The sequence below is a fragment of the Lyngbya confervoides BDU141951 genome (assembly GCF_000817775.3).
GTDB classification, from domain to species: Bacteria; Cyanobacteriota; Cyanobacteriia; order Thermosynechococcales; family Thermosynechococcaceae; genus Lyngbya; species Lyngbya confervoides.
In genome coordinates this window covers 49,151-72,553 of sequence record NZ_JTHE03000061.1, presented here as the reverse complement: position 1 = coordinate 72,553, position 23,403 = coordinate 49,151, and the positions used below count along the sequence as shown (strand labels likewise).

Genomic DNA, 23,403 nt, shown 5'->3' with positions numbered 1-23,403 from the left:
GTGCTGAAAACCCTGAATCATCTGGCTCCAGGCGATCGCGTCTGGTTGATCCTGCTCCAGGGGGCTGCCCTGCTCTCGGCAAGCCTGGTGGGATTTATTCTCCTGTTTTTAGTCAAAGAGTCCTGGCCCTTTTTTCTCGACCCAGGCATCGCGACTCTGTTCCAGGACCCGGACTGGTCACCAACTCTGGAAGACTACAACCTGATACCGATGGTGGTGGGATCCTTTGCGGTCACCCTTGGGGCCTTGGCCATTGCTGTACCCTTTGGCTTGGGCGCAGCCATCTTTGCCTGCTACTACGCCCCTTCCTTCATTGCCCTAATTTACCGTCGTATGCTCGAACTCCTCGCTGGGATTCCTTCGGTCGTCTATGGGTTTTGGGGGCTGGTGGTTCTGGTGCCCCTCATTGCCCGTGTGCATCCGCCCGGCCCCAGTTTACTGGCAGGGATTGTTATCTTGGCCCTGATGATCTTACCTACCTTGGCCCTGATTGCGGACAGTCAACTGCGGCAAATTCCGCCCCAATACTGGCGTAGTTCTCAATCCATGGGCATCGGTCGTTGGGCAACCCTCTGGACCGTTTGCTTGCCCGCCGCTCGACCTGGATTAATGACAGCTATCGGTCTGGGCTTGGGGCGTGCCCTGGGTGAAACCATGGCGGTTCTGATGGTCTGTGGCAATGTGGTTCAGATCCCGGATTCACTGTACAGTTCAGTGCGCACCCTGACGGCCAACATTGCCCTGGAGATGGCCTATGCCAGCGGGCATCATCGTGCGGCTCTGTTTGTGACGGGGCTGCTCCTGTTGGGATTGGTGGGACTGACGTTTTCCTTGAGGGTGATCAGCTTTTCGTGGACTCGGGGGGGCTGGTCAGGGGTAGAGGGTGACCCGTCCCGCTTAGGGAGGCAGGAGTGATGTCTCCAGAGCGTTTGCCGACCCTGATTCTTTGGATGATGGCCCTGGCTGTCGTCGGAGCGCTGCTGTGGATTTTGGGAGATTTGCTATGGCATGGGCTGCCGCAAATTTCCTGGCGGTTCATCAGTGAAGCGCCCGTGGATTCTGGGCGTTCAGGCGGTATTTTTCCGATCCTGGTGTCTACCCTCTGGATTTTGGCCCTGTCTCTAGGGCTGGCTCTTCCCCTGGGCTTGGCAACGGCCACTTTGCTTGCCGAGTTTGGTCAGCAGTTTCCCCGGTTTCGGGCCACGGTGGAGCTGAGTCTGGACATTTTGGCAGGGGTTCCATCCATCGTCTTTGGCCTGTTTGGGAATGCTGTGTTCACGCAAGTGCTGGGGTTGGGGCTGTCCCTCCTGTCTGGGGCGCTAACATTGGCCTGTATGGTTTTACCCATCTTTATTCGCGCTGTGCAGCAAAGTTTACAGGCGATTCCCCAGCGGGATCGCCGAGCCGCCGCTGCCCTGGGACTCTCGCGCTGGTCCACCTTTCGGACTCTTCTGTTCCCGGCTGCAATGCCGGGCATTGCGGTGGGATCGCTCCTGGGATTTGGTCGGGCGATCGCGGAAACAGCGGCGCTCATTTTCACCAGCGGGTATGTGGATCGCCTCCCCACCTCAATCTGGGACTCCGGGCGATCGCTCTCGATTCACATCTACGATTTGGCCATGAATGTGGCCGGGGGAGAGCCCAACGCCTATGGGACGGCCTGTATTCTGATTGGCATTTTGCTGTTCACCAATAGTCTGGTGGCCGGTCTGAGTCACTGGTTTCAACGATATTCCCTAAGGTCGCGATAGTTGCTGAGGATGGACGATATGTTCAAGCTGTTTCCCCGCTGGTCGACTGGGTCAAAATCTGCGGCGGCCTCTGCCCCGATGTCGGCCTCTGCCCAGTCCGCGCCAGGGATGCGCACGGAAAATCTGTGTTTGTTCTACGGGAAAACGCCTGCCTTTCGCGCTGTGACCCTTCATTTTGCTGCGGGCCAGGTAAATGCCATCATCGGTCCCTCGGGCTGTGGCAAGACTAGCCTTCTAAACTGTCTCAATCGCCTCATTGAACTTGATGTTGGGACCCACCTCGCCGGTCAAGTCTATTTGGGGGAGGACCGCATTCAAGATATTCCCCTATGGCAACTGCGGCGGCGCGTGGGGATGCTGTTTCAGCGCCCTAGCCCCTTTCCTCTGTCCATCTATCGAAATCTGGCGTTTCCGCTACGAGAGCATGGTCTGCGCGATCGCCAGCAGCAGCGGCGTCAAATCCAGCAGGCTCTGGAGGATGTGGGACTTTGGGCCGAGGTGAAGGATCGACTCCAGTCTCCAGCCCAGGCGCTCTCCGGGGGGCAGCAGCAGCGACTGTGCTTAGCGCGAGCCTTGGTCCTCAAGCCTCAGGTGCTGCTGATGGACGAACCCTGTAGTGCCCTTGACCCAATTGCCAGTGAAGTCATTGAAGATTTAATTCGCCGCCTGCGGGGGCAGTACACCATTGTGATTGTCACCCATAATCTTGCTCAGGCTAGCCGAGTGGCTGATCGCGTTGCAGTCTTCTGGCAGCATCAGGGTGTGGGGCAGCTCATTGAGGTGGGACCCACCCAGGATATTTTTGAAGCTCCCCAACATCCTCTCACCCAGGCCTATGTTTCCGGGCAGCGGGGGTAGGCGAGGGCTAAATCGCCGGGAACGATGGTGTGAGGTCTCGATCCACGGGCCTCCCCAATGAGACAGAAATGATCAAGGGGTCCCAAAACTTCGGCCCTGTGGCGATCGCGCCCCAGGAGTCAGTATACTTGGCACCGCCAGCCTATCTTTTGCCAGCATGTCTTCCTCCTCCCTCATCTCTCAGTTGGTGCGATCGCACCTGCGATCCGTGTCAGGCTATCGCCCCGGATCGCAGCCGCCCCCTGGCAGTCCTGTCCTAAAACTCAACACCAACGAAAATCCCTATCCTCCCTCTCCGAGGGTGCTTGAGGCTTTGCATCATCTGGATGCCGAACATCTGCGGCGCTATCCGGATGCCAGTGCTCAGATCTTTCGAGAGGCTGCAGGACACCTGCATCAGGTTGACCCTGATTGGGTGATCGTGGGCAATGGGAGCGATCACCTCTTGAGTTTAATCATGGCTGCCTTTGTGGATGCGGGCGATCGCCTGGTCTATCCCTGGCCCACCTATGCCCTCTATCCCACCCTGGCCGACCTCCAGGGTGCTCAAAAGCAGGCAGTACCCTTCCCCAAAACCTTCGACCTTCCCGTTCAGGCCCTGCTTCAAGCGCGGGGAAAAGTCACCCTGGTGGCGGCTCCAGCCAGCCCCTCGGGCACCGCGATTGCCCTGGCGGATTTAGAACAGTTGGCACAGCGAGTTTCAGGACTGCTGGTGATTGATGAAGCCTATGGGGATTTTGCCCCCTCCTCGGCCCTAGCCCTGGTGCGAGCCTCGGAACGGGTTGTGCTGCTACGCACCTTGTCAAAGGGCTATTCCCTGGCGGGTCTGCGATTGGGATATGCCATTGCTCAGCCCCCGGTCATCCAGGCCCTCAATCAGGTCAAGGATAGCTATAGCTTGGATGCGATCGCCACTTTGTTGGGCACTGCCGCAATCCAGGATCAAGATCATCTGGGCCGCAATGTCGAGAAGGTGCGGCGATCGCGGCAGTGGCTAGCGCAGCAGCTCCAGCGCCTCGGCTGTCAGGTTTGGCCTTCAGTGACGAACTTTTTGCTGGTGCGCCCACCCGTTGACGCTGAGCAGCTTATGCTAGATCTCAAGGCAAGGGACATTTACGTGCGCTACTTTGCTCTACCGGATTTAGAGGATAAGCTGCGAATTACGGTGGGCACCGACGCGCAAAATGCGCTGCTCTGTGGAGTCCTTGCTGATCTGATCTCGTGAGGTCCCATGGTGTCTACGCCTCCCATTCAATGGTATCCCGGCCATATTGCGAAGGCCGAACGCGCCCTGCTCGATCAACTCAAACGCGTGGACTTGGTGTTTGAGGTGCGGGACGCTCGGATTCCCCTGGCCAGTCGACACCCCAAGGTTCTCCACTGGATCGGCGAGAAACCGCGGATTCTTGTGCTCAACCGCATGGATTTAATTTCTGCGGCGGCCCGCGATCACTGGCGAGAGTACTTTAAAGCCATAGGGGAAACCCCCTTTTTTACCAATGCTCAGGCCGGGAAGGGATTACAAAACGTGATGCAAGCCTCCCAGGCGGCGGGAAAGCAGCTGAACCAGCGACGACGCGATCGCGGCATGTTGCCCCGTCCGGTGCGGGCGGTGGTGATCGGTTTTCCCAACGTGGGGAAGTCCGCCTTGATTAACCGCTTGCTCAAGCGACGGATTGTAGAAAGCGCACGCCGCCCTGGGGTGACGCGCCAACTGCGCTGGGTGCGCGTTTCGCAGGAACTCGAACTTTTAGATGCGCCGGGGGTCTTGCCGGCCAAACTCACGGACCAAAGCGCCGCCTATCGTTTGGCGATGTGTGATGATATTGGCCAGGCGGCCTACGACAATCAGCGGGTTTGTGCACAGCTGATTGAGCAACTGCAGCAGATTGAGGCCTACAACGAAGTGGTGACTCACTACGTGCCCTGTCATGTTTTGGCCAGTCGCTATGATCTGGCCTTGACAGATCAAAGTGGGGATGAATATCTGGCTGAACTTGCCCAGTTGAATCATCGGGGCGATGTGGAGCGGACCGCCCAGCAAGTTCTCAACGACTTTCGAAAGGGGATGCTCGGGGCGATCGCGCTGGAAACGCCGCCCGAAAACTCAACAATTTAGATCGGCAACCGAGGTTCGATTCTCAGGATGAATTGGGTATGCTGACCTCAAACAACCCTTCCTCATTTATGCTCAGGTACGATCCCCACTCCAAACGAATTGGCAGCTATCTCATTGATGCGGGTTTGCTGACCGAGGCGCAGGTTGACGTCATCTTGAGCGACCAAGTCTCCACCGGGATGAAGTTTGGTGAAATTGCCGTGATGCGAGGCTGGCTAAGCCAAAAAACCCTGGATTTTATCTCCACCAAGGTGATGGAAATTGAGCGAGGCTTAGGAGAACCCCTCTCCCAGGAATTTGTGGAAATGCAGAAATTTCGCAAGCGAAAAGCCCGTTAAATTTATCCTGCTTTTTCCTGTCTGCATCATGAAAGCCGATAAGGTAGAAGGGTGCTCAAGAGAGGAAAAATCTGTGATGAACCGACGAGTATGGGGACTGTTTCCTGTCCTGCTGGGGGTTGTATTCCTAACAAGCTGTGACGGTGGTTCTGCGCCCTCTGGAGATTCGGGAAGTCCGGGAACAGATCCGATTGACCGTGCGATCGCGGTGTTGACCCCTACCCAGGGAAACGACGTCTCCGGAACGGTGGACTTTGTCCAGGCGGGTGAGGCGGTGCAAGTGGTGGTTAATGTGCAGGGGCTTAAGCCCAATACGGTTCACGGCTGGCATATTCACGAATTTGGGGATATCAGTACCCCAGATGGGAACTCCATGGGCGGGCATTACAACCCTGAAAATCAAGATCATGCCCTGCCCAACAAAACCAATCGTCACGCCGGAGATTTGGGCAATTTAACCGCAGATGCCCAGGGCAATGCGCGCCAAGAAATTACGGTGGACAATATTTCCATCAACGGAACTAAAAATCCAATTCTAGGGCGCGGCGTGATTATTCATGCCGATGAAGACGACGGTGGCCAGCCCACGGGAAATGCTGGTGCTCGGATTGCCCAAGGCGTGATTGGTGTGCGGCAGGTGAATCAACCGGAGTCATGAGCCGATCTGCCGACCGCCCCTGGCCCATTTACCTCGACGGCATGGCCACAACCCCTGTTGATGAACGGGTCATTGCCGCCATGCTGCCTTACCTGCACACCTATCCCGGTAACCCGGCCAGCTTGAGCCATGCCCAGGGCTGGCAGGCGGCGGCGGCAGTGAAGCAAGCCAGGCGCACGATTGCTAAAGCGCTGCATGCCCAGCCAGAGGAAATTATTTTTACCAGCGGCGCCACGGAGTCCAATAATTTGGCGATTAAGGGAGTGGCGGAGCGATACCTGGCAAAGGGACGACATTTGGTCACGGTGCAGACAGAGCATAGTGCCGTGCTGGCCCCCTGTCGCTATCTGGAGACTCTGGGGTTTGAGGTGACCTACCTTGGGGTGGATTCCCAGGGATTGCTGGATATGGGGGAGCTTGAGCGATCGCTCCGTCCGGATACCGTTCTGGTGTCGGTGATGGCGGCCAACAACGAAATTGGGGTACTCCAGCCCCTTGCGGAGATTGGTGCAATTTGCCGGGAGCGCGGCATTTTGTTCCACACCGATGCGGCGCAGGCCATTGCCAAGGTGCCTCTAGATGTGGTGGCTCAAAAGATTGATCTGCTCTCAATCACGGGACATAAGCTCTACGGCCCTAAGGGAATAGGGGCGCTGTATCTCAGGCGCTCAGTGCGACTAGCACCCCAACTCCACGGCGGTGAGCAAGAACGGGGGGTGCGATCGGGAACCCTGGCTACCCACCAGATTATGGGACTCGCGACAGCCATTGATCTGGGGCTGGCAGAGCAAGCCAGGGAACAGGCGCGGCTGATCCAGCTTCGAAACGCCCTCTGGCAAGATCTTCAGACCCTGGGAGGGGTTTACCGAAATGGTCATCCCACTCGCTGCCTGCCAGGTTGCCTGAGCGTGAGTTTTGCTGGCGTGGATGGATCGGCCCTGATCCTGGCGGTACAAAAGGCCATCGCCGTCTCCTCGGGGTCAGCCTGTTCCTCCGGAAAGTCGGCACCCTCCCCTGTCCTCAGGGCTCTGGGGCGACCAGCACGGCTGGCTCAGGCAACCCTGCGCTTTGGCATGGGTCGCTTTACCACGGCTGAAGAGATTGCGGAAGCTGGGCAAGGGGTGCGCGAGGCCGTCACCAGTTTACGTGCCGCGGTTCGCCCTTAAGGCGATCGCGGCAGGGAATGGCGGCGAATTTGGCGATCTAAATGCTCCAGAAAATGGGGAATTTGATCGGTATCATCTGTGTAGAACAAATTGCGGTTCCCCCGATCGGTTTCTTCCCAATAGGTGGGCTGGGTGGCCTGGAGGCGATCGCAGGTGCGCTGCATCATGGCCTGAAAGCCCTGGGTCCCCAAGATCTGCATGTCATCCAGGATATCCTCAATGATCAGTGCCACAAACTCCGGCTGTTGAACCTTGAGGTAATAGAGGGCCAAGCTGATTTGCAGCATCCGCACGCCGCTATTTTTATGCCGCGGCTCGATGCTGGTGGGGTCGAGTTCTGGTGGGTTATCCACTTGCAGCATCTCGCTCAGGAGCGATCGCTGAATCTCTAAGGGCCAGCGAGCCTGATGGGTTTTGATCAGCAGCGTTCGCATTTCTGCCGCGACCACATCCACAATGAACAGGACCTGCGGCGTTGATTGGCCCTGCTGATAAATTTCATTGGCGTAGGTGCGAAGATAGTAAACGCAGCGCTGGGCTTTCTGGCGGCGTTCGAATTCAATGAGTGACTCAATGAGTTCGCGGTAGTGAAAGACAAGGTTGTAAAGATGACGTGCCTCGTTGTGGGTTAAGCCATGCTTAAGGGCAAACCGCATCAAGGTATTGATGCGAGTGATGGTAATGTCGAGCAGTCCCTCATCGTTGGCCTGAAGGGCCGTGGCCCCCACCTGAATCAGCTGGGTACCGCACAAGGAGGCTAAATCAAACTCCTGGTCTTCCAATAGCCTCAGGTAGGCGTTCCCCAACACCCGGTAGCATTTTTGCTCATAGAAAATATGATTTTCTTCAATGGCCTGGAACTGATCGGCCATGGTTTGGAAGGCGAGATCTTGGCGAATGGCTGAACTAATCTGGAAAAAACGACTGCCGAGGGCCGGCTTCATCCAGACGTATTCCTGCAGCAGCATCCCAATGACCTGAATGACTCTAGCCTTGGGCTCTTTGAAAGTGACATAGCCAAAGATACTTTCAAGCTGAGTCAAAGACTCTAACAGGGACTGATGGAGAGCTGTGCGATAGGGATCCTTTGCTAGGGCCGTCTGAAAACTGGGGCGGGTGAGCTGCCGCATTAGGCTGCTATGCCGCCGAAAAATAATTTGAATGACCGTATCAGGCTGAATGTTCCTGAGGACATAAAAAATATAGGGAAAGGCCAGAATAATGGCCAGCGGCAGCAGGATAAACAGGTTGAGGATCAAACTGGCGGGGAGAATAACGCTGTTGTCCTGAAGCACCTTGAGGTACACCGCATGGGCACTGCCCCCGATCACAAACCAGATGTAGAACAGGCTGACCCAGTCTTGCATGTAGAGATCCGCCACCTTCGGGATGGTTTGGGCGGCAATGGAGATCACAATGACCAGGGTTCCCAGGGTGAGGCCAATCACAGATAGCCAAACCTCTGGGGCAAAGCCAATGTCCAGAGGGTTGCTGTTGCCGCTCTCCATCCGTTGCCAGAGGGTGCTCAATAGTCTTCCGGCCAACCGATCGATCAGAAAGATGCTCAGGGTGGTGGCGGCAAAGACCAACCCCAGCCGGTGCCGGGCCGTCAAAAAGATCAGGCGCTGCCGCACTACAGAGAGCTTCATAGCCCCTGAGGTCGCCGCTCCTGACGCCCGTTCGGGGCGGCTGCGCTTCGGAGTTGCCTAGAGCTGACGGCGAGCATAGGCGATGGCCTCGGCTTTGCTGTGGACCTGGCCTTCGGCTTGGGCATAGGCGATCGCCGTGAGCAGCTTCCCGATATTGGGGCCTGGAGATAGGTGCAGGGCCTGAATTAACTCATAGCCGGAAAGGAGGGGTTGGGGGTGGGCCACCGGACTAGAGGGATCTCCATAGGCGTGAATCAGGGGCTGAAGCTGCGCTAAACAACCGCCCATGGCCAGGTTGACCACCACAAAGGCCGGAAAGAATTTGCCCATGAGCTGGAAGAACTGATATTGCTGAGTCTTTGACCCCAAAATTTGGGACGTCTGCTGTGCAAAGGCTTGAATGCCGCGAATGACGGTACAAATTAAGCGAATTTCATTGCGGCTATATTTTAGCTTCAGCAGCGTAGCCTCAGCGGTGTCCGGGTCGAGGGCCACCAAGGCCAGCAGCTTGACCGTGGAGAGAACTGTGCGCCGCAGGGCCTCTGCACCTTGAGCGCGATCGCTGAGCCGCTGATGCAATTTAGAGGCCAAATCGGGATATTGACGACTCAACATCCCCTCCGCCTCATCAATGGCGGCCAGTCTTGCGATGCTTTCCGTCGAGAGGTTTGGAAAGCAGTGCTCTAGGAGGCCATCTTTGTAGAGCTGCGACAGCCAGGGCGTCCCTGCACTGCTGCTCAGCAAGTAGCCTAGCTCCACCTTGATGCGCTCTGCGGCAACCTGAGAGAGGAGGGGGGCAAATTCTCGAATGGCATTTTGCGTCTCTGGATCCAGGGTGAAATTAAGCTGGGCGGCTTGGCGGTAGGCTCGCATCAACCGCAGCGGATCATCACGCAGGTTGGCTTCGGAAATCATCCGAATGGTTCCGCGTTGCAGATCGGCATAGCCGTTCAGGGGATCCATGATTTTGCCATCATGGGGACGGTAGGCGATGGCGTTAATGGTAAAGTCCCGGCGGTGCAAATCCTCTTCCAGGGACTTGCCCACCTGCAGCGCAAAGTCAGCGGTGGTCTTGGGAAAAACCACGCGCGCAATCTGACGCTCTGCATCCAACAGAACATAGCCAGCCTGGTAACGGCGGGCGATGGCCTGGGCGATTGAAACCGGACTATCTTTAACGACAAAGTCTAGATCCAGATAGCCTGAAGAGTGGCCTAAGAGGGCATCTCGAACGCCGCCACCCACTAAACGGGCTGAGTTGGGTAAATCCTCCAGCTCAAAGGGCCAGCTTTGCGGGTTAAGTACCGATTGCATGGGCGGAGAGAGACTCGAACTCTCACGACCGAAGTCGCCACATTTTGAGTGTGGTGCGTCTACCAATTTCGCCATCCGCCCTCAAGCTCACTCATTATACAGGACATAGAGAATTTATAAACACCTTCCCAATAGAACAGTTGACTGGCCTCTTAGATCCTGCTTTCAGACAAATCTGCTTGCAGGCAAATCCACGGGGGGATGCCTCTGGTCAGGAGCAGATCTCAGTAAAATGGGTGCCCCAAAACTTGACAGAGACTCAGCTTATTTATGATACTGGTAAGCTGGTGTTTTGAATCAGCTGAGTTTTAACTTTGTTATCTCAAAAATTCAGAAGCCACAAAGCTATAGATGGCTTGACTCCGCTCGGATCAGGTTCAGATAGGCAAAAATCCTGAGTCCTCTTGGGCGCTTGCCCCTTAAGACTCTCAGGAACCTGTACGGCGAATTGATTGAAAGGACATTCCACGCTATGACATACGCAATTATCGAAACGGGTGGGAAGCAACTCCGGGTAGAACCCGGACGGTATTACGACATTGAGCGTCTCAGTGCAGAGGCAGAGGACAAAGTCACCCTCGACCAAGTGCTGCTGGTGAATGAAGACGGCAAGGTGACCCTCGGCCAGCCCCTTGTGCAAGGGGCTACTGTGGAAGCAACGGTCATGCAGCACCATCGGGGGCGGAAGGTTGTGGTTTACAAAATGCAGCCGAAGAAGAAGACCCGCAAAAAGCAGGGACATCGTCAGGATCTAACGCGCGTGATGATTGATAAAATCAACACGGGTAAGGCGGCTGCGGCTAAGAAGGCAGAGTAGGCCAGGTTAGGCTCCTGCCCAAGGGCCAAGGGGTTTTTTAGACTGTTAAACAGAGACGTTATTGATTTAGCTTGAGGTTGTCATGGCTCATAAGAAGGGAACTGGTAGTACTCGGAACGGACGCGACTCGAACGCCAAACGTTTAGGTGTTAAGCGGTACGGCGGTGAGGTGGTTCTGGCCGGAAACATCATCGTTCGGCAGCGCGGTACCAAGATTCATCCGGGTAACAACGTGGGGCGCGGCAATGATGATACGCTGTTTGCCCTAATTGATGGTGTCGTCCAGTTTGAGCGCCGCGGTAAAAATGGCAAGAAGGTCAGCGTGTACGCGGCTTAACCACCGGTGTTTATTGATGACAGATTACGCGGTGGCGGTCAATGACTGACACTAGCGTATCTTAGCAATCCAGCGCTGCCTGCGGGCGGCGTTTTTTGTGATCTGATGGGGGAGAGAAGGCTATAAATCCCCGCCATAGTTCCTCTCCTCGCGACCACAGAGGGGCGTTTCGATCCGCCATTAATGGCCATCATTGTCTTTCCCTTTCCACAGGGCGACGGGGATACGCTATCGTGAGGAACAGGTTTCATCCCAACAGTCTGCCCATGGTTGCTGCCCATAAAAAAGCGAGAGCGCTTAACCCCAAGAGTCGCCGTCCTGCCAAAGAACTCTGTAGTGAGTGCGGGTTGTGTGATACCCACTACATTCACTATGTCAAGGAGGCCTGTGCGTTCCTCAATCAGCAAATTCCTGCGCTAGAGGAGGCTGCCCACGGGCGCAGCCGAGATCTCAATCAAGAGGACGATCTCTATTTTGGGGTGCATCAGTCCATGATGGCGGCTCGGAAGACGGATCCGATTCCAGGGGCGCAGTGGACGGGGATTGTCAGCACCATCGCCATTGAGATGCTCAACCGCGGCTGGGTGGAGGGCGTGGTCTGTGTCCAGAACACTCAGGACGATCGCTTTGAGCCCAAGCCCCTCATTGCGCGATCGCCAGAGGAAATCCTTGCTGCCAGGGTGAATAAGCCCACGCTGTCCCCAAATTTGAATATCTTAGAAGAGATTGAAGCCTCAGGTCTGAAGCGTCTGCTGGTCATTGGCGTTGGCTGTCAAATCCAGGCCCTTAGATCCGTGGAGAAAAAGCTGGGATTAGAACGGCTGTACGTGCTTGGAACCCCTTGTGTCGACAATGTTTCGCGCTCCGGGCTGCAAAAATTCCTCGATACCACCAGTCGTTCGCCCGACACAGTGGTGTATTACGAATTTATGCAGGACTTCCAGGTGCACTTTAAGCATGAGGATGGGTCCGAGGAGAAAGTCCCCTTCTTTGGTCTCAAAACAAACCAGCTCAAGGATGTCTTTGCTCCCTCCTGTATGAGCTGTTTTGACTATGTCAACTCCCTTGCCGATCTCGTGGTGGGGTACATGGGTGCCCCCTATGGCTGGCAGTGGATTGTGGTTCGCAACCCGACGGGCCAAGCCATGCTGGATTTAGTGCAAGATCAAATTCACACCCAGCCGGTCACGGCCCAGGGCGATCGCAAACAGGCAGTCCAGCAAAGCATCCCGGCCTACGATCAAGGCGTCACTCTTCCCCTGTGGGCGGCCAAGCTCATGGGCATCTTCATTGAGCGTTTCGGACCCAAGGGTCTGGAATATGCAAGGTTCTCCATAGATTCTCACTTTACGCGCAATTATCTCTATGTGCGTCGTAATTATCCTGAAAAGCTTGACGCCCACGTTCCAGACTACGCCAAAAAAATTGTTGCTCAGTACCGTCTCCCGAAGAATTGACCTATGGCCGAAGCTGGAGAAATTCAATCCGTTACCGTCACCCTCCGAAAGCTTGGAACCGGATTTATCCTGTGGGGGCGATTCAGCCTATGGATTAAAGTGGTTTTAACCATTTTGTCGGGGATCTTAGCGCTGGTGGGATTCTTGCCAACTTTTTTTGCCCGGCAGGTGCCTCGCACCCCGGCCACTAATCCCTCTGGCGGCACCGGGACAGCCCCAGCTCCCGTTCCTACCGTTGATCCCAACACGGGAGTGGGTCTTTTTCTCATCGCCTGTAGTGTCGTGTTGTTGGCGGCCAGTGCCTACTGGAGCTACCGTTATATCAATTGGGGGCGTCGCTTACAGACAAACTCAGTTGATACGGCACCCTCTAAAAATTCAACCCTGGATCTGCTGCGATTAGGGCTGGGGATTGATTTAACGGGAATGCTGCTCACGCTTACGGCTGGAGAAGGAAGTGGGGGGCTGCTCCTGCTGAAATCTCTCTCTCAGCTTGGAAACGTGTTTGAAATTCGCATTGGCCCCCTAGACTTGATCGTGATTCTGGTCTGCATACATTTAGCGGTGGGAGAATATGTGGGAATTTTGGCCTCCCTATATCTCTTGCAACGGACGACGCAACCGCAGCGATAGGGGGAGTTAAAGAACAAGCGGCCGAACCTGTTCCGGCTCGGCCACTCATCTCCCAAGGTGGGGATTGCTTAAGCAGTTAGATAATTGCAAAGTCTTCATAAATGAGGGCGACTTTGAAACATACACCGTTATGGTAAAGAGAATACCCAAATCGGTCAGTGATCCAAAACACCCGTTGAGTTAATTTTCTTGAAATCTCCTGAGATTCGCATCGTTCAATGCTTTGCAAACTCCATGACTAGTTCCGACTCCAGCCTAGAGGTTCTGCCGTTGACCCAGCAAACCCTTTGGCAAATTTTAGAGGATCAGGTGAGTGACCTCGCAGTGAACCAGCTGCTCTGGCAGTCTTTAGGGTATCAGCATCAGGACGGGCAATGGGATATAAGCCACGTCGAGGCCTACTGGGCGGAAAAATTTCCGACTCCTCCTGATTTTATAGGCAGCCGTCCGGCCACTGTGCATCTGACGCGCTCAATTCCACAGGAGAATAAGCAGCTTCTTAAAACCTATTTGGGATTCAAAGGCTATACCGTGGATCAGCTTCAACCGCGACTCACCCGCCGCGCCACCGCTGTGAGTTGGTTATTAAGCTACATGAAAGCCCAAGGCATGCTCGCCTAGATCTCAAGGTCTCAGGCTGAGTCAGTGATTGATTGTGCAGAGGTCGGTTGTGCAGAGGCCGGTTGTGCCCTGCTGCAGGGAGCCTGGCTCAATTCATGGTCCCCAACCTAGTCTGATGGCTGCGGCTGGGGACAGGATGTGAACCGTCAGGATGTAAACCCGGCAGCCACAAAACTCTGGATTAGCCAGCGAGATCCGCTAGAACCGCTGACCAAAGACTTTCCACATCTCAGCCTGATGGGGTGTGATCGATTCTGCTGTGGCTGAAGTATCCGTCGACAGTGCGTTGAGCACAACCCGAGTGGCCGAGTAACCTACCACAAACATGGACAGGGTTGCTAAGGAAATGGCCATCAGTCGGTCGGTGAGGGAGCCGGCAGCAACCGGGTTAGATGAATTTGTGTTCATGAGCATGCCCTTGATAAACGCTCACCTTATCTTCATCTATTTTTTGTATTCTCGGCTACAGTTAACAAAAAAATTACACTTCGCCTCGGTTTAGAGTTCGGTGGGAAGCGTCTCAGGGGCAATTACGCTCATGACTTGATCGGGAAGTGACATCGGGAGATTGGCGCGGTGGGAGATGACCCCATGGCCAACTCCAGCCAAAAGACCAATCATCGCCGGTTTGATCAAAAATGAAACAAAATTCATGAAGGGCGCGCTGAGAGGGTGCAGTTCATTTAACGGATCACAGCTTCCCTGATTTAATTCCGGCTAGTTGTATCAATCTTTACTTTTCTTAAAGAACTGGTTAACGTCAATGCAAAAAAAGTTGACAAGCCTTGCAAAACTAGCATCACGCTCTGCTGAAGGTTGGGTGATGGGCCGCTTGAGATTGGCCAGGCTGGCCCCCACGAATTGACTTCGAGGAACGGAAAAGGTGTCTTGCCTCAGGAGAATGCGGTCAGTTGCTGCTCAAAATAACCTGGCCATCTTCCACCGCCACCAAGACCAAGTCTAAGGGACCAGCGGTATAGACATCAGATTGGGTAATGGTGTAAACCTGAACCGGACGGGAGAGGTTTAGCGATTTAAGGGCTGTGGTGAATTTAAACAGCTTGAGCGTGCTAAACTCACCCCCAACTTTGCCTGTGAGGGGATCTCTGGGAATGCCTGCTTCCACCGCTCGTTGCTGAGCCAGGACAAAAAGCGACTCCACCTTCGCAATGATTTCTTCTTCGCTCAGCTTTGCCGGGACCAGGGAAATGGAGGATACGGTTTCGCCCTCCTGGAACAGGAGACGATTGGGTAAAACCTGGGAGAGGAGGAGAACGTTGATGCGAGCTTCGCCCTGTAAATAATTATTGACCGAGAGCAGCCGGACCAGGTAAGAAGACCCATCACTAATGCGACTTAATACCTGCTCTGCATCTTCACGAATCATCCGCACAATGGGCTCTGAGGGGGTTGCATCTGGACTGTTGGTCCGCACAATGGCCTGAATTCGGGCGCTGTAGAGAAGCCGGTTTAATTCTTCAAGGGCTTCCTGGCGTGTTTCGACATTGGAGATCACCGCACTGGCTAAAATCTGGCCTGAACGAATGGCAATATTTCCCTGCCGTAGTCCACGGGTCAGAATCCGGACGTTCGCCTCTAGCCGCTGGCGATCGCCTGCCAGAACTTGAATATCCGCCTGGAGTGCCTGCCGCTGCCGATTGGCCTGCTCTAACTGTCGTTCAACCTGTTCAAGGGCTTGTTGAGAGGCTTCTTCCTGCTGTTTTGCCAGTGCCAATTCCTGCTGGGCTGTGGCGATCGCCTCTTCCAGGGCAAGCTTTTGGACTTCCACCTCTTTCAACCTCACCTGGGCTTGCCGAACGGAGGCCTCCAGTTTTGACCGACGTGACTCGGCCCGAGCCAAGTTGGCTTGGGCTTGATTGCGCTGCTGAATTAACTTGTCTTGCTCAGCGCGAAGCTGGCGGGCTGTAGATCCCAGTCTCGTAATTTGCTGGCGTAATTGTTGGGTTTGGGTCTGGGTTTTCTTTAGGATGCTTTGGGCATTGTCAAACCTAGATTGCAGCTGTCTGAACTGGGCCTCAGTCCGCTTTTGCTTGAGAACCGAAGCCTGCAGAGATTGATTAACCACCCGCAATCGGTTGACCACCTTATTTAAACTTTCCTCGGCCTTTTGCTGCTCTGCTTGGGCAGCGCGCTTTTGAGCCTGGGCTTCCCTGAGTTCCGCCTGTGCCTGACGACTGCGCTGCCGAATTTCATCAATTCGGATTAAGCCATCTCGCAGTTGGCGATTGGTGCCCAGCAGAATGCCCAGGGTTAAGGTGGAAATAATTCCCCCGGTGACAATGGTCATCAGGGTAGCGGTTTGCTTAGGCCGTAGATTAAACAGCCGCAGTCGCGCTTTTCCAACCCGAGATCCCAGGCGATCGCCGAGGGTGGCCAAGGCTCCGCCGAGAAAAATAATCGCTAAAATCAAGAAATAGCCAGACATCCAGGGATCTTACTGAGGCTGTTGGTGATTTTAGCATTGCACCCTGGGGGCACTTGCTACCTGGATGATCGAGGGAGGCGGATGCGTTACAGGTCGTTCAAGAGGGGGGGCAACAGTAAGAATCCCGCAATGGTTAACGCCGCGATCGCCAGCATCAAGACCGCTGCCGCTGCACAGTCCTTTGCAATCTTCGCGAGTTCGTGAAAATCACTGCCCACCGTGAGATCCACCACGGCCTCTAGAGCGGTGTTGATTAGCTCCATGGCCATGACCAGGGCAGAGGTCAGGGCGATGACCGCCAGCTCCACATTGCTCACTTCCAACAGCAGACCCAGGGACATGGCCAGGGTTCCCACGAGGGCGTGAATTCGAAAGTTTCGCTGGGTGAAAAACGCATACACCAGGCCTGCCCCGGCGTAGCGAAAACTGACCAGTAGATTATGGGCGACCTTATAGGCACGCTCCCGAGGTTCTCGATAGGGTCGACTGGGGCGCTTTAGAACTGGCGGGGGAGAAGCAATTAGCTTTTCAGTCATTTTTTTATATTGTTATATGCCCTACTGGAAATCCTACAGATTTCCCCAGGGCCTCTACCTGCACAAATACAAACAAATACAAAGAATTTTCGTTAGAAAAAGGGAATAAATGAGCTGCAACCTACGCAGAAAAATATACGAATGTCATAGCACACCGGCCCAGGCGCTGAATGCTTTTCCTTGAATTATTCACAACTTAGTGGTTTCAACATGAAGAATTATGTGCTGTTGGATACAGTTTGGGCCGAACGCCGGGAGTGGGGAAAATCTGGCCCCCTGACGTCCCTAGCTTAGCAGCCCTACCTCCAGCAGCAGGCAAGTTTGCAGGTGAACCATGTGCTGGAGGGCCTCGTCGGTCGGATGGTCCCATCCCAGTAAATGCAGCAGGCCATGGGTTGCTAACCAGGCAATTTCCTGATGGGCAGGGTGCCGATGCGTTTGGGCTTGTCGCATTGCAGTTTCCACGGAAATGACGATATCTCCAAGCTCCATCGGCTGACTTTGCCAAACCTGATCTGGCACCGCTTCCCCTTCCAGGAACGCAAAGGCCAGAACGTCCGTGGGCCGATTTTGCTGTCGATAGGTCGCATTCAATGCCTGAATGTCGCGATCGCTGGTCAGCCGGAGTCCCAGGCAGTAGGACTGAATGGGTGAAAGTTGCGGATTGAGGTGTTTGATCCAGGCTTGAAACCACTGGGTCCAGGTCAGAGGGGCGATCTCCCGGCTTATCACCGCAGCCTCGCTGGGATCTCGACTTGACCAGCCGGACTGCACCTCCACCTCCACCGAAAAATCCATCGCCTACCCTGTGTATTGAGTCTTCCCTAAACCTGCGGTGCTAGCGCGTCAGGTAGGCTAAGCCGATTAAAATTCCCAGCAAACTCAGCGTCGTCAGGGAAAAGTGAAACATCGACTTCCCCGACTTCTTGACCATGTTACGCATGGCCAGCTTCACGTAACTATCCTTCGGCGCCGCGGCGGGGGAATCTGGGCTTGCGTCCAATTGAGGGGGATGAGAATCCATAGAAGGCTCCGAGTTCGACACCATGACCGGCACTGACTGCACCCAAATGGCACAGGTTAACCTGTGCAAAATCTCCCTGGGAGACATTCCGCTTCAGGGATAAATTTAGGAATGGACGGTGAGATCATGGTTCTAGATTAACATTTCGTTACCTGGCCGTCCCTGTTGTAGATTGATCTAAGGTCAGTTTCTTTCGTTTGATCCTGTTTGTCTCAACTCTATAGCTCCAGGCTCCTATCATGACTTCATCCCCTGACTCTATTCAGAAGCTCTTGACCTCAGAAGATTTTGGCGATCGCATTCACGGTTTAAATGAGCTGCGAACCCTAGATGCCGAAACTGCCTGGCCGCTTTTGATCCCGTTGATCAAAGATGCGCAGGTTCGAGTTCGCTACGCGGCTGTGAGCCAGATGGATACGGTTGGGATCGCCAACGTCTCGCAAGCCCGCACGCTGCTTTTGGACCGGCTTCACAATGATCCCGAAGCCGACGTGCGGGCAGCCGCGGCGGATGCCATTGGTGCTCTGCAGATTAGGGAAGCTTTTCCCGACTTGAAGCGAGCCTACGAGGGCACCTCAGACTGGCTGATTCAGATGAGCATCATCGCCTGCCTGGGAGAACTCGGAGCGCCGGAGGGGTTCGAACTGCTCAAAACGGCATTGGCCTCTCCCGAACCGCTGGTGCAGCTTGCTGCCATCAGTTCCCTAGGGGAACTGCAACAGCCCGAAGCGATCCCCCTCCTGGTTCCCTTTCTGCAACATGAGGACTGGCAAGTCCGTCAGCGCCTGGTGCAAGCCTTTAGCTGTTTTGATCAATCGCAGGTGGCAGAATATCTCCAGAGGTTAACCCAGGACGAAGTGGATCAGGTGGCCAACTACGCCAGGGACTGTCTGCAGCCGAGTCAGGCGGACTAGAGGGATCTGCAAAGGGCGGCTCCTCTGACAGGGGGGCCCTTGGATGGATCTCGGGTCAATTTGTGCCAGGACTGTCCAGGGCTGGATCGGGTCCGTTAGGCCTGGCAACTTACAACAACCCCTGAAATAGACCGAGGCCATCTACAAAGCCCAGGGCCGCATCGGAGGCGCGCTCCGGGTGGGGCATCATCCCAAGAATATTGCCCGCTTCATTACAGATGCCCGCAATATTCTGTTGGGATCCGTTGGGATTACTCTCTGCGGTGATGTCGCCCGTCGAGCTGCAATAGCGAAACAAAATTTGCTGGTTGGCTTCCAGGCTGGCGAGGGTTTCGGGAGTGGCAAAGTAACAGCCTTCTCCGTGGGCAATCGGCAGAGTGATCACACTACCCGCCTGGTATTGGGAAGTCCAGGCCCGATTGCTGTGCTCAATTCGCACCGGCACCTGATCACAAATAAAGTGCAGGTCTCGATTGCGCACTAGGGCCCCTGGCAAAAGCCCAGACTCTGTGAGGACCTGAAACCCGTTGCAAATTCCCAGCACTTTTTTGCCCTGGGCTGCATGGTCGCGGGTGGCCTGCATGACTGGAGAAAAGCGCGCGATCGCGCCACAGCGTAAATAATCTCCGTAGCTGAATCCGCCCGGAATGACCATGACATCGATATCGCTAATATCGGTTTCCTCATGCCAAACCATCCGGGTTGGCTGCTGGAGTAAATCTCCGGTCACCATGGCCACGTCGCGATCGCAGTTTGACCCTGGAAATACAACGATCCCAAACTTCACGGTGTTCCTCCAAGGCTTACGGCCTGAGGCTTGAGGTCAAATCGGTAATTTTCAATCACCGGATTGGCCAACAGCTGGGCACAGACCCGATCGATCTGGCGGGTAGCCTCGGCCTCGTCCGCAGCCTGGATCTCCAGCTCGACGTATTTGCCAATGCGAACGTGATCAATATTGCGGTAGCCCATATGGCTTAATCCAGACTGCACCGCGGTCCCAGCAGGGTCCAGGACCGAGGGACGCAGGGTAATATAAATCTTGGCGTGATAGGTTTGCGTCACAAAAGCACCCACAGAATCTCCCAATGATGACTCTACCGGAGAGTTAGAACAACTTCAATGTAGCAATTGCCTTACGGGGATCCCGTCCGGACAATTGCCAGGCTCTCGCTTCATTTGCGAAAATTGGCCCATTGTTTGCCCTTGGTTGGTATGTCCTCCTCCGCTCCGCTCTCGATTCCTGGGTTCGAGTCCCTGGACGCTGCCCTCAAGCATTTTTTTGGCTACGACCGCTTTCGTCCTGGCCAAGAGCACGTGGTTGCCGCCGCGCTGCAGCAGCGGGATGTTTTGGTCATCATGCCCACCGGGGGCGGAAAATCTCTTTGCTTCCAATTGCCAGCCTTGCTGAAAGCGGGGATCACCTTGGTGATCTCTCCCCTGATTGCGCTGATGCACGATCAAGTGGACGCGCTACGCAATAATGACATTCCGGCCACCTATCTCAACAGCAGTCTAGATCCCCAGGAGGTGCGGGCGCGGGAGTCCGAAATCCTGGAGGGTGGGGTGAAGCTGGTGTATATTGCGCCGGAACGGCTCTTCCATGAGGGATTTCTAAGGTTTTTAGATGCAGTGCAGCAGCGGGCAGGAATTTCCACCCTGGCGGTGGATGAAGCCCACTGCGTCTCCGAATGGGGCCATGATTTTCGCCCCGAATATCGGCGCTTGGCGGAAATCCGACATCGCTATCCCCAGATTCCGGTGATGGCCCTTACCGCGACGGCCACCCAGCGGGTGCGCGCTGATATTCAGCAGCAGTTGCAGCTGCGCGATCCTCTGGTTCATGTGGCTAGCTTTAACCGCGAAAATCTTTACTACGAGGTGCAGCCGAAGGATCGACAGACCTATGCCCGGCTGTATCGCTACATTAAGGACAATGATGGAGCTGGCATTATTTACTGCCTGAGTCGTCGGGAAGTGGATGAACTCAGTCAGCGCCTCCAGCAAGATGGAATTCGCGCGCTACCCTATCATGCGGGACTGAGCGACGAGAAACGCAGCACGCACCAAACCCAGTTTATTCGAGACGATGTGCAGGTAATGGTGGCCACGATTGCCTTTGGCATGGGCATCAATAAGCCGGATGTTCGATTCGTGATTCACTACAACCTGCCACGCAATCTGGAGGGGTATTACCAGGAAGCAGGGCGAGCTGGACGGGATGGAGAACCTGCCGAGTGCATTCTCTATTTTGCTCCGAAGGATATTCGCACCCTGGACTGGCTGATCGAACAAAAAATTGATCCCCAAACCGGTCGTCCCCTGGAGCGTGAGCAGCGGGTTGCTCGGCAGCAGTTGCGCCAGATGCTGGACTATGTCGAAGGCACAGCCTGCCGTCGGACCATTCAGCTGAGTTACTTTGGCGAAGCCTTTCCCGGCAATTGCGATCGCTGTGATAACTGTTTGCACCCCAAGCCCACGGAAGACTGGACCATTGAAGCCCAGAAGTTTCTTTCCTGTGTTGCGCGCTGTGAACAGCGCTTTGGCATGGGACACATTATTGATGTGCTGCGGGGATCGCGCAACCAGAAGGTGAAATCTCGGGGCCACGATCGGCTTTCTACCTATGGGATTGGCCGGGATCGGAGTGTGGAAGAATGGCGAATGCTGGGGCGTACTCTGCTGCATCAAGGGCTGTTAACGGAAACCACCGATGGCTATCCGACCTTGCAACTGACGCCCCAAAGCTGGGAGGTCCTGCGGAAGCAGCGTCCGGTGAGAATTGCGGTTCCCAAGCCCAAACCCTCTCTCTCTCCCCCGGCGGCACCCTTGGAGGTTCCCAGGGAGGATCTGTTTCAACGTCTGCGCAAGCTGCGTAAAACCCTGGCCGATGCCCAGGGGGTCGCGCCCTATATGGTTTTCTCCGATGCGAGTCTTAAGCAGATGGCCCAGACTCTTCCCCAGACGCCGGAGGCCTTTATAGCCATTACCGGGGTTGGACGTCAGAAGCTGCAAAAGTATGGTGCGGCCTTTACCGAAATAATTCAAGACTACTGTCGTAGTCAGGACTTGTCGGAGGAGACCGCCCCGCTCGCCCCGCCCCTGCCGGCCCGAGACAATCTTTCCGCAACCCTTGCAGAAACTCTACGCCTCCATCGCCAAGGCTTAACGCTGCCCGAAATCGCATCGACTCGAGGACTCAAGCGCAGCACGGTGATCACCCATTTCTCAGAATTAATTGTTCAAGATGTGTCGGTGGATTTACGCCAGATTGTGGGATCTCAGACAATGGCGGTCATTTTGAATGTGAGGGAACAGCTGGGGACTCCCTCCCTCAGCCAGTTGAAGGAGACCCTGGGCGATCGCGTTTCTGAGGACGAAATCAAGATTGTTCAGGCCCTTTGGGGCAAGGGAACCACATCCCAAAAGAATCGTTAAGGGGAGCGAAATTTTCGGCTCTGACCCTTATGGTAGATGGGGGTAAGCAACGCAACACGATTGTTGTTCCCCTCTTGAGGTTCATCGCTGCTCGTCCTATCGCGGCATCCTGGTCACCCTCAATCTGCAATTGACTGGAAGACAGGCTTTCATTAACATGGCTGAACATAAGCGAATTGGGATTCTTACCAGTGGCGGGGACTGCGCCGGACTCAATGCGGTGGTCCGGGCGGTGGTGCGCCGCGCCGTGGGCACCTACGGCTGGGAGGTGTTGGGGATTCAACAGGCAACCCTCGGCCTGTTAGCAAATCCTGCCAAGGTTCTTTCTCTGGATATCAAAACCGTCGATAGCTGGCTGACAGCCGGGGGCACCTACCTGGGTACTACCAATACGGGTAATCCCTTTGCCTTTCCCATGGAGGATGGTACCCTGCGCGATCGCTCCGAGGAAATTATCAATGCCTACCACCAACTGGGGCTCAATGCCCTGATTGGGATTGGCGGAGATGGGAGTATGGCCATTTTGCGCAAGCTGGCGCAGCAGGGGAACTGGAACTTGGTGGGGATTCCCAAAACCATTGATAACGATGTGGGGATCACAGAGCGATCCATTGGCTTTGATACGGCGGTGAATATTGCTACAGAGGCCTTAGATCGGCTTCACTTCACCGCGGCTAGCCACAGTCGGGTGATGATTCTAGAGGTCATGGGCCGCGATGCTGGCCACATTGCCATTAGCGCTGGCATCGCTGGCGGCGCTGATATTATCTTGATCCCGGAGATTCCCTATTCCATTGAACGCCTATGCCAAAAGCTTAAGGAGTGGCAAAGACGAGGCAAAAACTATGCCTTGATTATTGTGGCTGAGTCGGTTCCCAACGTGGATGGCGAACATATCACCAGCACCAACACCGCTGGTCAATGTCGCCTTGGCGGTGTGGGGCAATATTTGGCCGATCAAATTTGCAGCCGCAATATTGCTGAAACTCGCGTGACGGTTCTAGGGCACATCCAGCGGGGCGGAATTCCCTCGCCGCTAGATCGGCTCACTGCCTCCGCCTTTGGGGTGGCTGCTGTGGATCTAATTGCTGCAGAACAGTACGACCAATTGGTGACCTGGCAAAATCGCATGGTCAAAAGCGAACCCATTGCCAACGCGATCGCCCAGTATCACTGCGTTGATCCCGATGGTACTTTGATTAAAACGGCGCGGGGCCTGGGAATCTACCTTGGAGAGTGATGGGCGGTGGTAGGCCCACCCATGGCAGCAGAAGGACCATCGCAGGGAGTTTTCAGGCTTGAATGGGGGTAAGACACCCCCAGGGAA

26 protein-coding genes and 1 tRNA gene are annotated in these 23,403 nt (G+C 55.1%); 16 read left to right on the top strand and 11 right to left on the bottom strand.

Annotated elements, in window-relative coordinates; genetic code table 11:
* The 8 genes from pstC (at position 1) to QQ91_RS10945 (ending at position 6,890) form a co-directional block, all read left to right on the top strand.
* Positions 1-915, top strand: a complete 915-nt coding sequence (pstC, locus tag QQ91_RS10980; protein WP_250833333.1) for a phosphate ABC transporter permease subunit PstC — start codon at positions 1-3, stop codon at positions 913-915.
* On the top strand, positions 915-1,751 hold the full coding sequence (pstA, locus tag QQ91_RS10975) for a phosphate ABC transporter permease PstA (protein ID WP_166275024.1): 837 nt from the start codon (positions 915-917) through the stop codon (positions 1,749-1,751). Before pstC ends, pstA begins: the two co-directional genes overlap by 1 nt.
* Before the next feature lie 18 nt (positions 1,752-1,769).
* Positions 1,770-2,609 (top strand): phosphate ABC transporter ATP-binding protein, encoded by an 840-nt coding sequence (locus QQ91_RS10970; protein WP_236095870.1) that lies wholly within the window; start codon positions 1,770-1,772, stop codon positions 2,607-2,609.
* A 157-nt stretch (positions 2,610-2,766) separates the two neighbouring features.
* A complete protein-coding gene (gene hisC / locus QQ91_RS10965) occupies positions 2,767-3,834 on the top strand; it encodes a histidinol-phosphate transaminase (RefSeq protein ID WP_166275022.1) in 1,068 nt (355 codons plus the stop codon).
* Positions 3,835-3,840: 6 nt separating this feature from the next.
* The gene (ylqF, locus tag QQ91_RS10960; protein ID WP_201277083.1) at positions 3,841-4,728 is read left to right on the top strand and encodes a ribosome biogenesis GTPase YlqF; all 888 of its coding nucleotides are present in this window, start codon (positions 3,841-3,843) and stop codon (positions 4,726-4,728) included.
* 38 nt (positions 4,729-4,766) lie between these two features.
* On the top strand, positions 4,767-5,066 hold the full coding sequence (locus QQ91_RS10955; RefSeq protein WP_236095869.1) for a cyclic di-GMP-binding domain-containing protein, MshE-related: 300 nt from the start codon (positions 4,767-4,769) through the stop codon (positions 5,064-5,066).
* 76 nt (positions 5,067-5,142) lie between these two features.
* Positions 5,143-5,724 (top strand): superoxide dismutase family protein, encoded by a 582-nt coding sequence (locus QQ91_RS10950; protein ID WP_166275020.1) that lies wholly within the window; start codon positions 5,143-5,145, stop codon positions 5,722-5,724.
* Positions 5,721-6,890 carry a cysteine desulfurase family protein gene (locus tag QQ91_RS10945; RefSeq protein WP_166275018.1) on the top strand — a complete coding sequence of 390 codons (1,170 nt, stop codon included), beginning with the start codon at positions 5,721-5,723 and terminating at the stop codon, positions 6,888-6,890. The genes QQ91_RS10950 and QQ91_RS10945 overlap by 4 nt, the downstream gene beginning before the upstream one ends.
* On the opposite strand, the gene QQ91_RS10940 is transcribed toward QQ91_RS10945, so the two are convergent.
* The 3 genes from QQ91_RS10940 to QQ91_RS10930 all read right to left on the bottom strand — a co-directional run bounded on the left by QQ91_RS10940 (position 6,887) and on the right by QQ91_RS10930 (position 9,934).
* Positions 6,887-8,539 carry a hypothetical protein gene (locus QQ91_RS10940; protein ID WP_166275016.1) on the bottom strand — a complete coding sequence of 551 codons (1,653 nt, stop codon included), beginning with the start codon at positions 8,537-8,539 and terminating at the stop codon, positions 6,887-6,889. The two genes, QQ91_RS10945 and QQ91_RS10940, sit on opposite strands and share 4 nt — an antisense overlap.
* A 57-nt stretch (positions 8,540-8,596) precedes the next feature.
* Positions 8,597-9,853, bottom strand: coding sequence for a CCA tRNA nucleotidyltransferase (locus tag QQ91_RS10935; protein ID WP_166275014.1), 1,257 nt, complete (start codon positions 9,851-9,853; stop codon positions 8,597-8,599).
* A tRNA-Leu gene (locus tag QQ91_RS10930) sits at positions 9,853-9,934 on the bottom strand. Before QQ91_RS10930 ends, QQ91_RS10935 begins: the two co-directional genes overlap by 1 nt.
* Positions 9,935-10,325: 391 nt before the next feature.
* On the opposite strand from QQ91_RS10930, the gene rplU reads away from it, so the two are divergent.
* The 5 genes from rplU to QQ91_RS10905 all read left to right on the top strand — a co-directional run bounded on the left by rplU (position 10,326) and on the right by QQ91_RS10905 (position 13,718).
* Complete coding sequence (rplU, locus tag QQ91_RS10925) at positions 10,326-10,670, top strand: 50S ribosomal protein L21 (RefSeq protein ID WP_166275012.1); 345 nt, start codon at positions 10,326-10,328, stop codon at positions 10,668-10,670.
* Positions 10,671-10,752: 82 nt separating this feature from the next.
* A complete protein-coding gene (gene rpmA / locus QQ91_RS10920; RefSeq protein ID WP_166275010.1) occupies positions 10,753-11,007 on the top strand; it encodes a 50S ribosomal protein L27 in 255 nt (84 codons plus the stop codon).
* Between the two features lie 266 nt (positions 11,008-11,273).
* On the top strand, positions 11,274-12,464 hold the full coding sequence (locus QQ91_RS10915) for a Coenzyme F420 hydrogenase/dehydrogenase, beta subunit C-terminal domain (RefSeq protein ID WP_201277082.1): 1,191 nt from the start codon (positions 11,274-11,276) through the stop codon (positions 12,462-12,464).
* Between the two features lie 3 nt (positions 12,465-12,467).
* A complete protein-coding gene (locus tag QQ91_RS10910) occupies positions 12,468-13,097 on the top strand; it encodes a DUF3611 family protein (RefSeq protein ID WP_166275008.1) in 630 nt (209 codons plus the stop codon).
* Between the two features lie 234 nt (positions 13,098-13,331).
* The gene (locus tag QQ91_RS10905; RefSeq protein WP_166275006.1) at positions 13,332-13,718 is read left to right on the top strand and encodes a DUF1823 family protein; all 387 of its coding nucleotides are present in this window, start codon (positions 13,332-13,334) and stop codon (positions 13,716-13,718) included.
* Between the two features lie 198 nt (positions 13,719-13,916).
* Here QQ91_RS10905 and QQ91_RS10900 read toward each other — a convergent pair whose 3' ends face one another.
* From QQ91_RS10900 to QQ91_RS10875, 6 genes are all read right to left on the bottom strand, one after another.
* Complete coding sequence (locus QQ91_RS10900) at positions 13,917-14,126, bottom strand: hypothetical protein (RefSeq protein ID WP_166275004.1); 210 nt, start codon at positions 14,124-14,126, stop codon at positions 13,917-13,919.
* A 90-nt stretch (positions 14,127-14,216) separates the two neighbouring features.
* Entirely contained in the window at positions 14,217-14,372 is a 156-nt protein-coding gene (locus QQ91_RS10895) for a hypothetical protein (RefSeq protein WP_166275002.1), read from the bottom strand.
* Between the two features lie 253 nt (positions 14,373-14,625).
* A complete protein-coding gene (locus QQ91_RS10890) occupies positions 14,626-16,164 on the bottom strand; it encodes a DUF3084 family protein (RefSeq protein ID WP_166275000.1) in 1,539 nt (512 codons plus the stop codon).
* A gap of 86 nt (positions 16,165-16,250) precedes the next feature.
* Positions 16,251-16,700 carry a diacylglycerol kinase family protein gene (locus QQ91_RS10885; protein ID WP_166274998.1) on the bottom strand — a complete coding sequence of 150 codons (450 nt, stop codon included), beginning with the start codon at positions 16,698-16,700 and terminating at the stop codon, positions 16,251-16,253.
* A gap of 285 nt (positions 16,701-16,985) precedes the next feature.
* Positions 16,986-17,498, bottom strand: coding sequence for an rRNA maturation RNase YbeY (gene ybeY, locus QQ91_RS10880; protein ID WP_166274996.1), 513 nt, complete (start codon positions 17,496-17,498; stop codon positions 16,986-16,988).
* Positions 17,499-17,538: 40 nt separating this feature from the next.
* Complete coding sequence (locus QQ91_RS10875; protein WP_166274994.1) at positions 17,539-17,724, bottom strand: DUF3285 domain-containing protein; 186 nt, start codon at positions 17,722-17,724, stop codon at positions 17,539-17,541.
* Between the two features lie 239 nt (positions 17,725-17,963).
* On the opposite strand from QQ91_RS10875, the gene QQ91_RS10870 reads away from it, so the two are divergent.
* Entirely contained in the window at positions 17,964-18,638 is a 675-nt protein-coding gene (locus tag QQ91_RS10870; RefSeq protein ID WP_166274992.1) for a HEAT repeat domain-containing protein, read from the top strand.
* Positions 18,639-18,747: 109 nt separating this feature from the next.
* On the opposite strand, the gene purQ is transcribed toward QQ91_RS10870, so the two are convergent.
* A complete protein-coding gene (gene purQ / locus QQ91_RS10865) occupies positions 18,748-19,425 on the bottom strand; it encodes a phosphoribosylformylglycinamidine synthase subunit PurQ (protein ID WP_166274990.1) in 678 nt (225 codons plus the stop codon).
* Positions 19,422-19,715, bottom strand: a complete 294-nt coding sequence (gene purS, locus QQ91_RS10860; RefSeq protein WP_250833332.1) for a phosphoribosylformylglycinamidine synthase subunit PurS — start codon at positions 19,713-19,715, stop codon at positions 19,422-19,424. The genes purQ and purS overlap by 4 nt, the downstream gene beginning before the upstream one ends.
* A 138-nt stretch (positions 19,716-19,853) precedes the next feature.
* Between purS and recQ the strand changes: the two genes are divergently transcribed.
* Positions 19,854-22,076 carry a DNA helicase RecQ gene (gene recQ, locus QQ91_RS10855; RefSeq protein ID WP_166274988.1) on the top strand — a complete coding sequence of 741 codons (2,223 nt, stop codon included), beginning with the start codon at positions 19,854-19,856 and terminating at the stop codon, positions 22,074-22,076.
* 157 nt (positions 22,077-22,233) lie between these two features.
* A complete protein-coding gene (locus tag QQ91_RS10850) occupies positions 22,234-23,316 on the top strand; it encodes an ATP-dependent 6-phosphofructokinase (protein WP_166274986.1) in 1,083 nt (360 codons plus the stop codon).
* Positions 23,317-23,403 lie beyond the last annotated feature (87 nt).

What these genes read in the sequence shown, in the direction of transcription:
- pstA (WP_166275024.1), top strand. Translation starts at nt 915, where the DNA reads ATGTCTCCAGAGCGTTTGCCGACCCTGATTCTTTGGATGATGGCCCTG.
- QQ91_RS10970 (WP_236095870.1), top strand. Translation starts at nt 1,770, where the DNA reads ATGTTCAAGCTGTTTCCCCGCTGGTCGACTGGGTCAAAATCTGCGGCG.
- hisC (WP_166275022.1), top strand. Translation starts at nt 2,767, where the DNA reads ATGTCTTCCTCCTCCCTCATCTCTCAGTTGGTGCGATCGCACCTGCGA.
- ylqF (WP_201277083.1), top strand. Translation starts at nt 3,841, where the DNA reads ATGGTGTCTACGCCTCCCATTCAATGGTATCCCGGCCATATTGCGAAG.
- QQ91_RS10955 (WP_236095869.1), top strand. Translation starts at nt 4,767, where the DNA reads ATGCTGACCTCAAACAACCCTTCCTCATTTATGCTCAGGTACGATCCC.
- QQ91_RS10950 (WP_166275020.1), top strand. Translation starts at nt 5,143, where the DNA reads ATGAACCGACGAGTATGGGGACTGTTTCCTGTCCTGCTGGGGGTTGTA.
- QQ91_RS10945 (WP_166275018.1), top strand. Translation starts at nt 5,721, where the DNA reads ATGAGCCGATCTGCCGACCGCCCCTGGCCCATTTACCTCGACGGCATG.
- QQ91_RS10940 (WP_166275016.1), bottom strand. Translation starts at nt 8,539, where the DNA reads ATGAAGCTCTCTGTAGTGCGGCAGCGCCTGATCTTTTTGACGGCCCGG.
- QQ91_RS10935 (WP_166275014.1), bottom strand. Translation starts at nt 9,853, where the DNA reads ATGCAATCGGTACTTAACCCGCAAAGCTGGCCCTTTGAGCTGGAGGAT.
- rplU (WP_166275012.1), top strand. Translation starts at nt 10,326, where the DNA reads ATGACATACGCAATTATCGAAACGGGTGGGAAGCAACTCCGGGTAGAA.
- rpmA (WP_166275010.1), top strand. Translation starts at nt 10,753, where the DNA reads ATGGCTCATAAGAAGGGAACTGGTAGTACTCGGAACGGACGCGACTCG.
- QQ91_RS10915 (WP_201277082.1), top strand. Translation starts at nt 11,274, where the DNA reads ATGGTTGCTGCCCATAAAAAAGCGAGAGCGCTTAACCCCAAGAGTCGC.
- QQ91_RS10910 (WP_166275008.1), top strand. Translation starts at nt 12,468, where the DNA reads ATGGCCGAAGCTGGAGAAATTCAATCCGTTACCGTCACCCTCCGAAAG.
- QQ91_RS10905 (WP_166275006.1), top strand. Translation starts at nt 13,332, where the DNA reads ATGACTAGTTCCGACTCCAGCCTAGAGGTTCTGCCGTTGACCCAGCAA.
- QQ91_RS10900 (WP_166275004.1), bottom strand. Translation starts at nt 14,126, where the DNA reads ATGAACACAAATTCATCTAACCCGGTTGCTGCCGGCTCCCTCACCGAC.
- QQ91_RS10895 (WP_166275002.1), bottom strand. Translation starts at nt 14,372, where the DNA reads ATGAATTTTGTTTCATTTTTGATCAAACCGGCGATGATTGGTCTTTTG.
- QQ91_RS10890 (WP_166275000.1), bottom strand. Translation starts at nt 16,164, where the DNA reads ATGTCTGGCTATTTCTTGATTTTAGCGATTATTTTTCTCGGCGGAGCC.
- QQ91_RS10885 (WP_166274998.1), bottom strand. Translation starts at nt 16,700, where the DNA reads ATGACTGAAAAGCTAATTGCTTCTCCCCCGCCAGTTCTAAAGCGCCCC.
- ybeY (WP_166274996.1), bottom strand. Translation starts at nt 17,498, where the DNA reads ATGGATTTTTCGGTGGAGGTGGAGGTGCAGTCCGGCTGGTCAAGTCGA.
- QQ91_RS10875 (WP_166274994.1), bottom strand. Translation starts at nt 17,724, where the DNA reads ATGGATTCTCATCCCCCTCAATTGGACGCAAGCCCAGATTCCCCCGCC.
- QQ91_RS10870 (WP_166274992.1), top strand. Translation starts at nt 17,964, where the DNA reads ATGACTTCATCCCCTGACTCTATTCAGAAGCTCTTGACCTCAGAAGAT.
- recQ (WP_166274988.1), top strand. Translation starts at nt 19,854, where the DNA reads ATGTCCTCCTCCGCTCCGCTCTCGATTCCTGGGTTCGAGTCCCTGGAC.
- QQ91_RS10850 (WP_166274986.1), top strand. Translation starts at nt 22,234, where the DNA reads ATGGCTGAACATAAGCGAATTGGGATTCTTACCAGTGGCGGGGACTGC.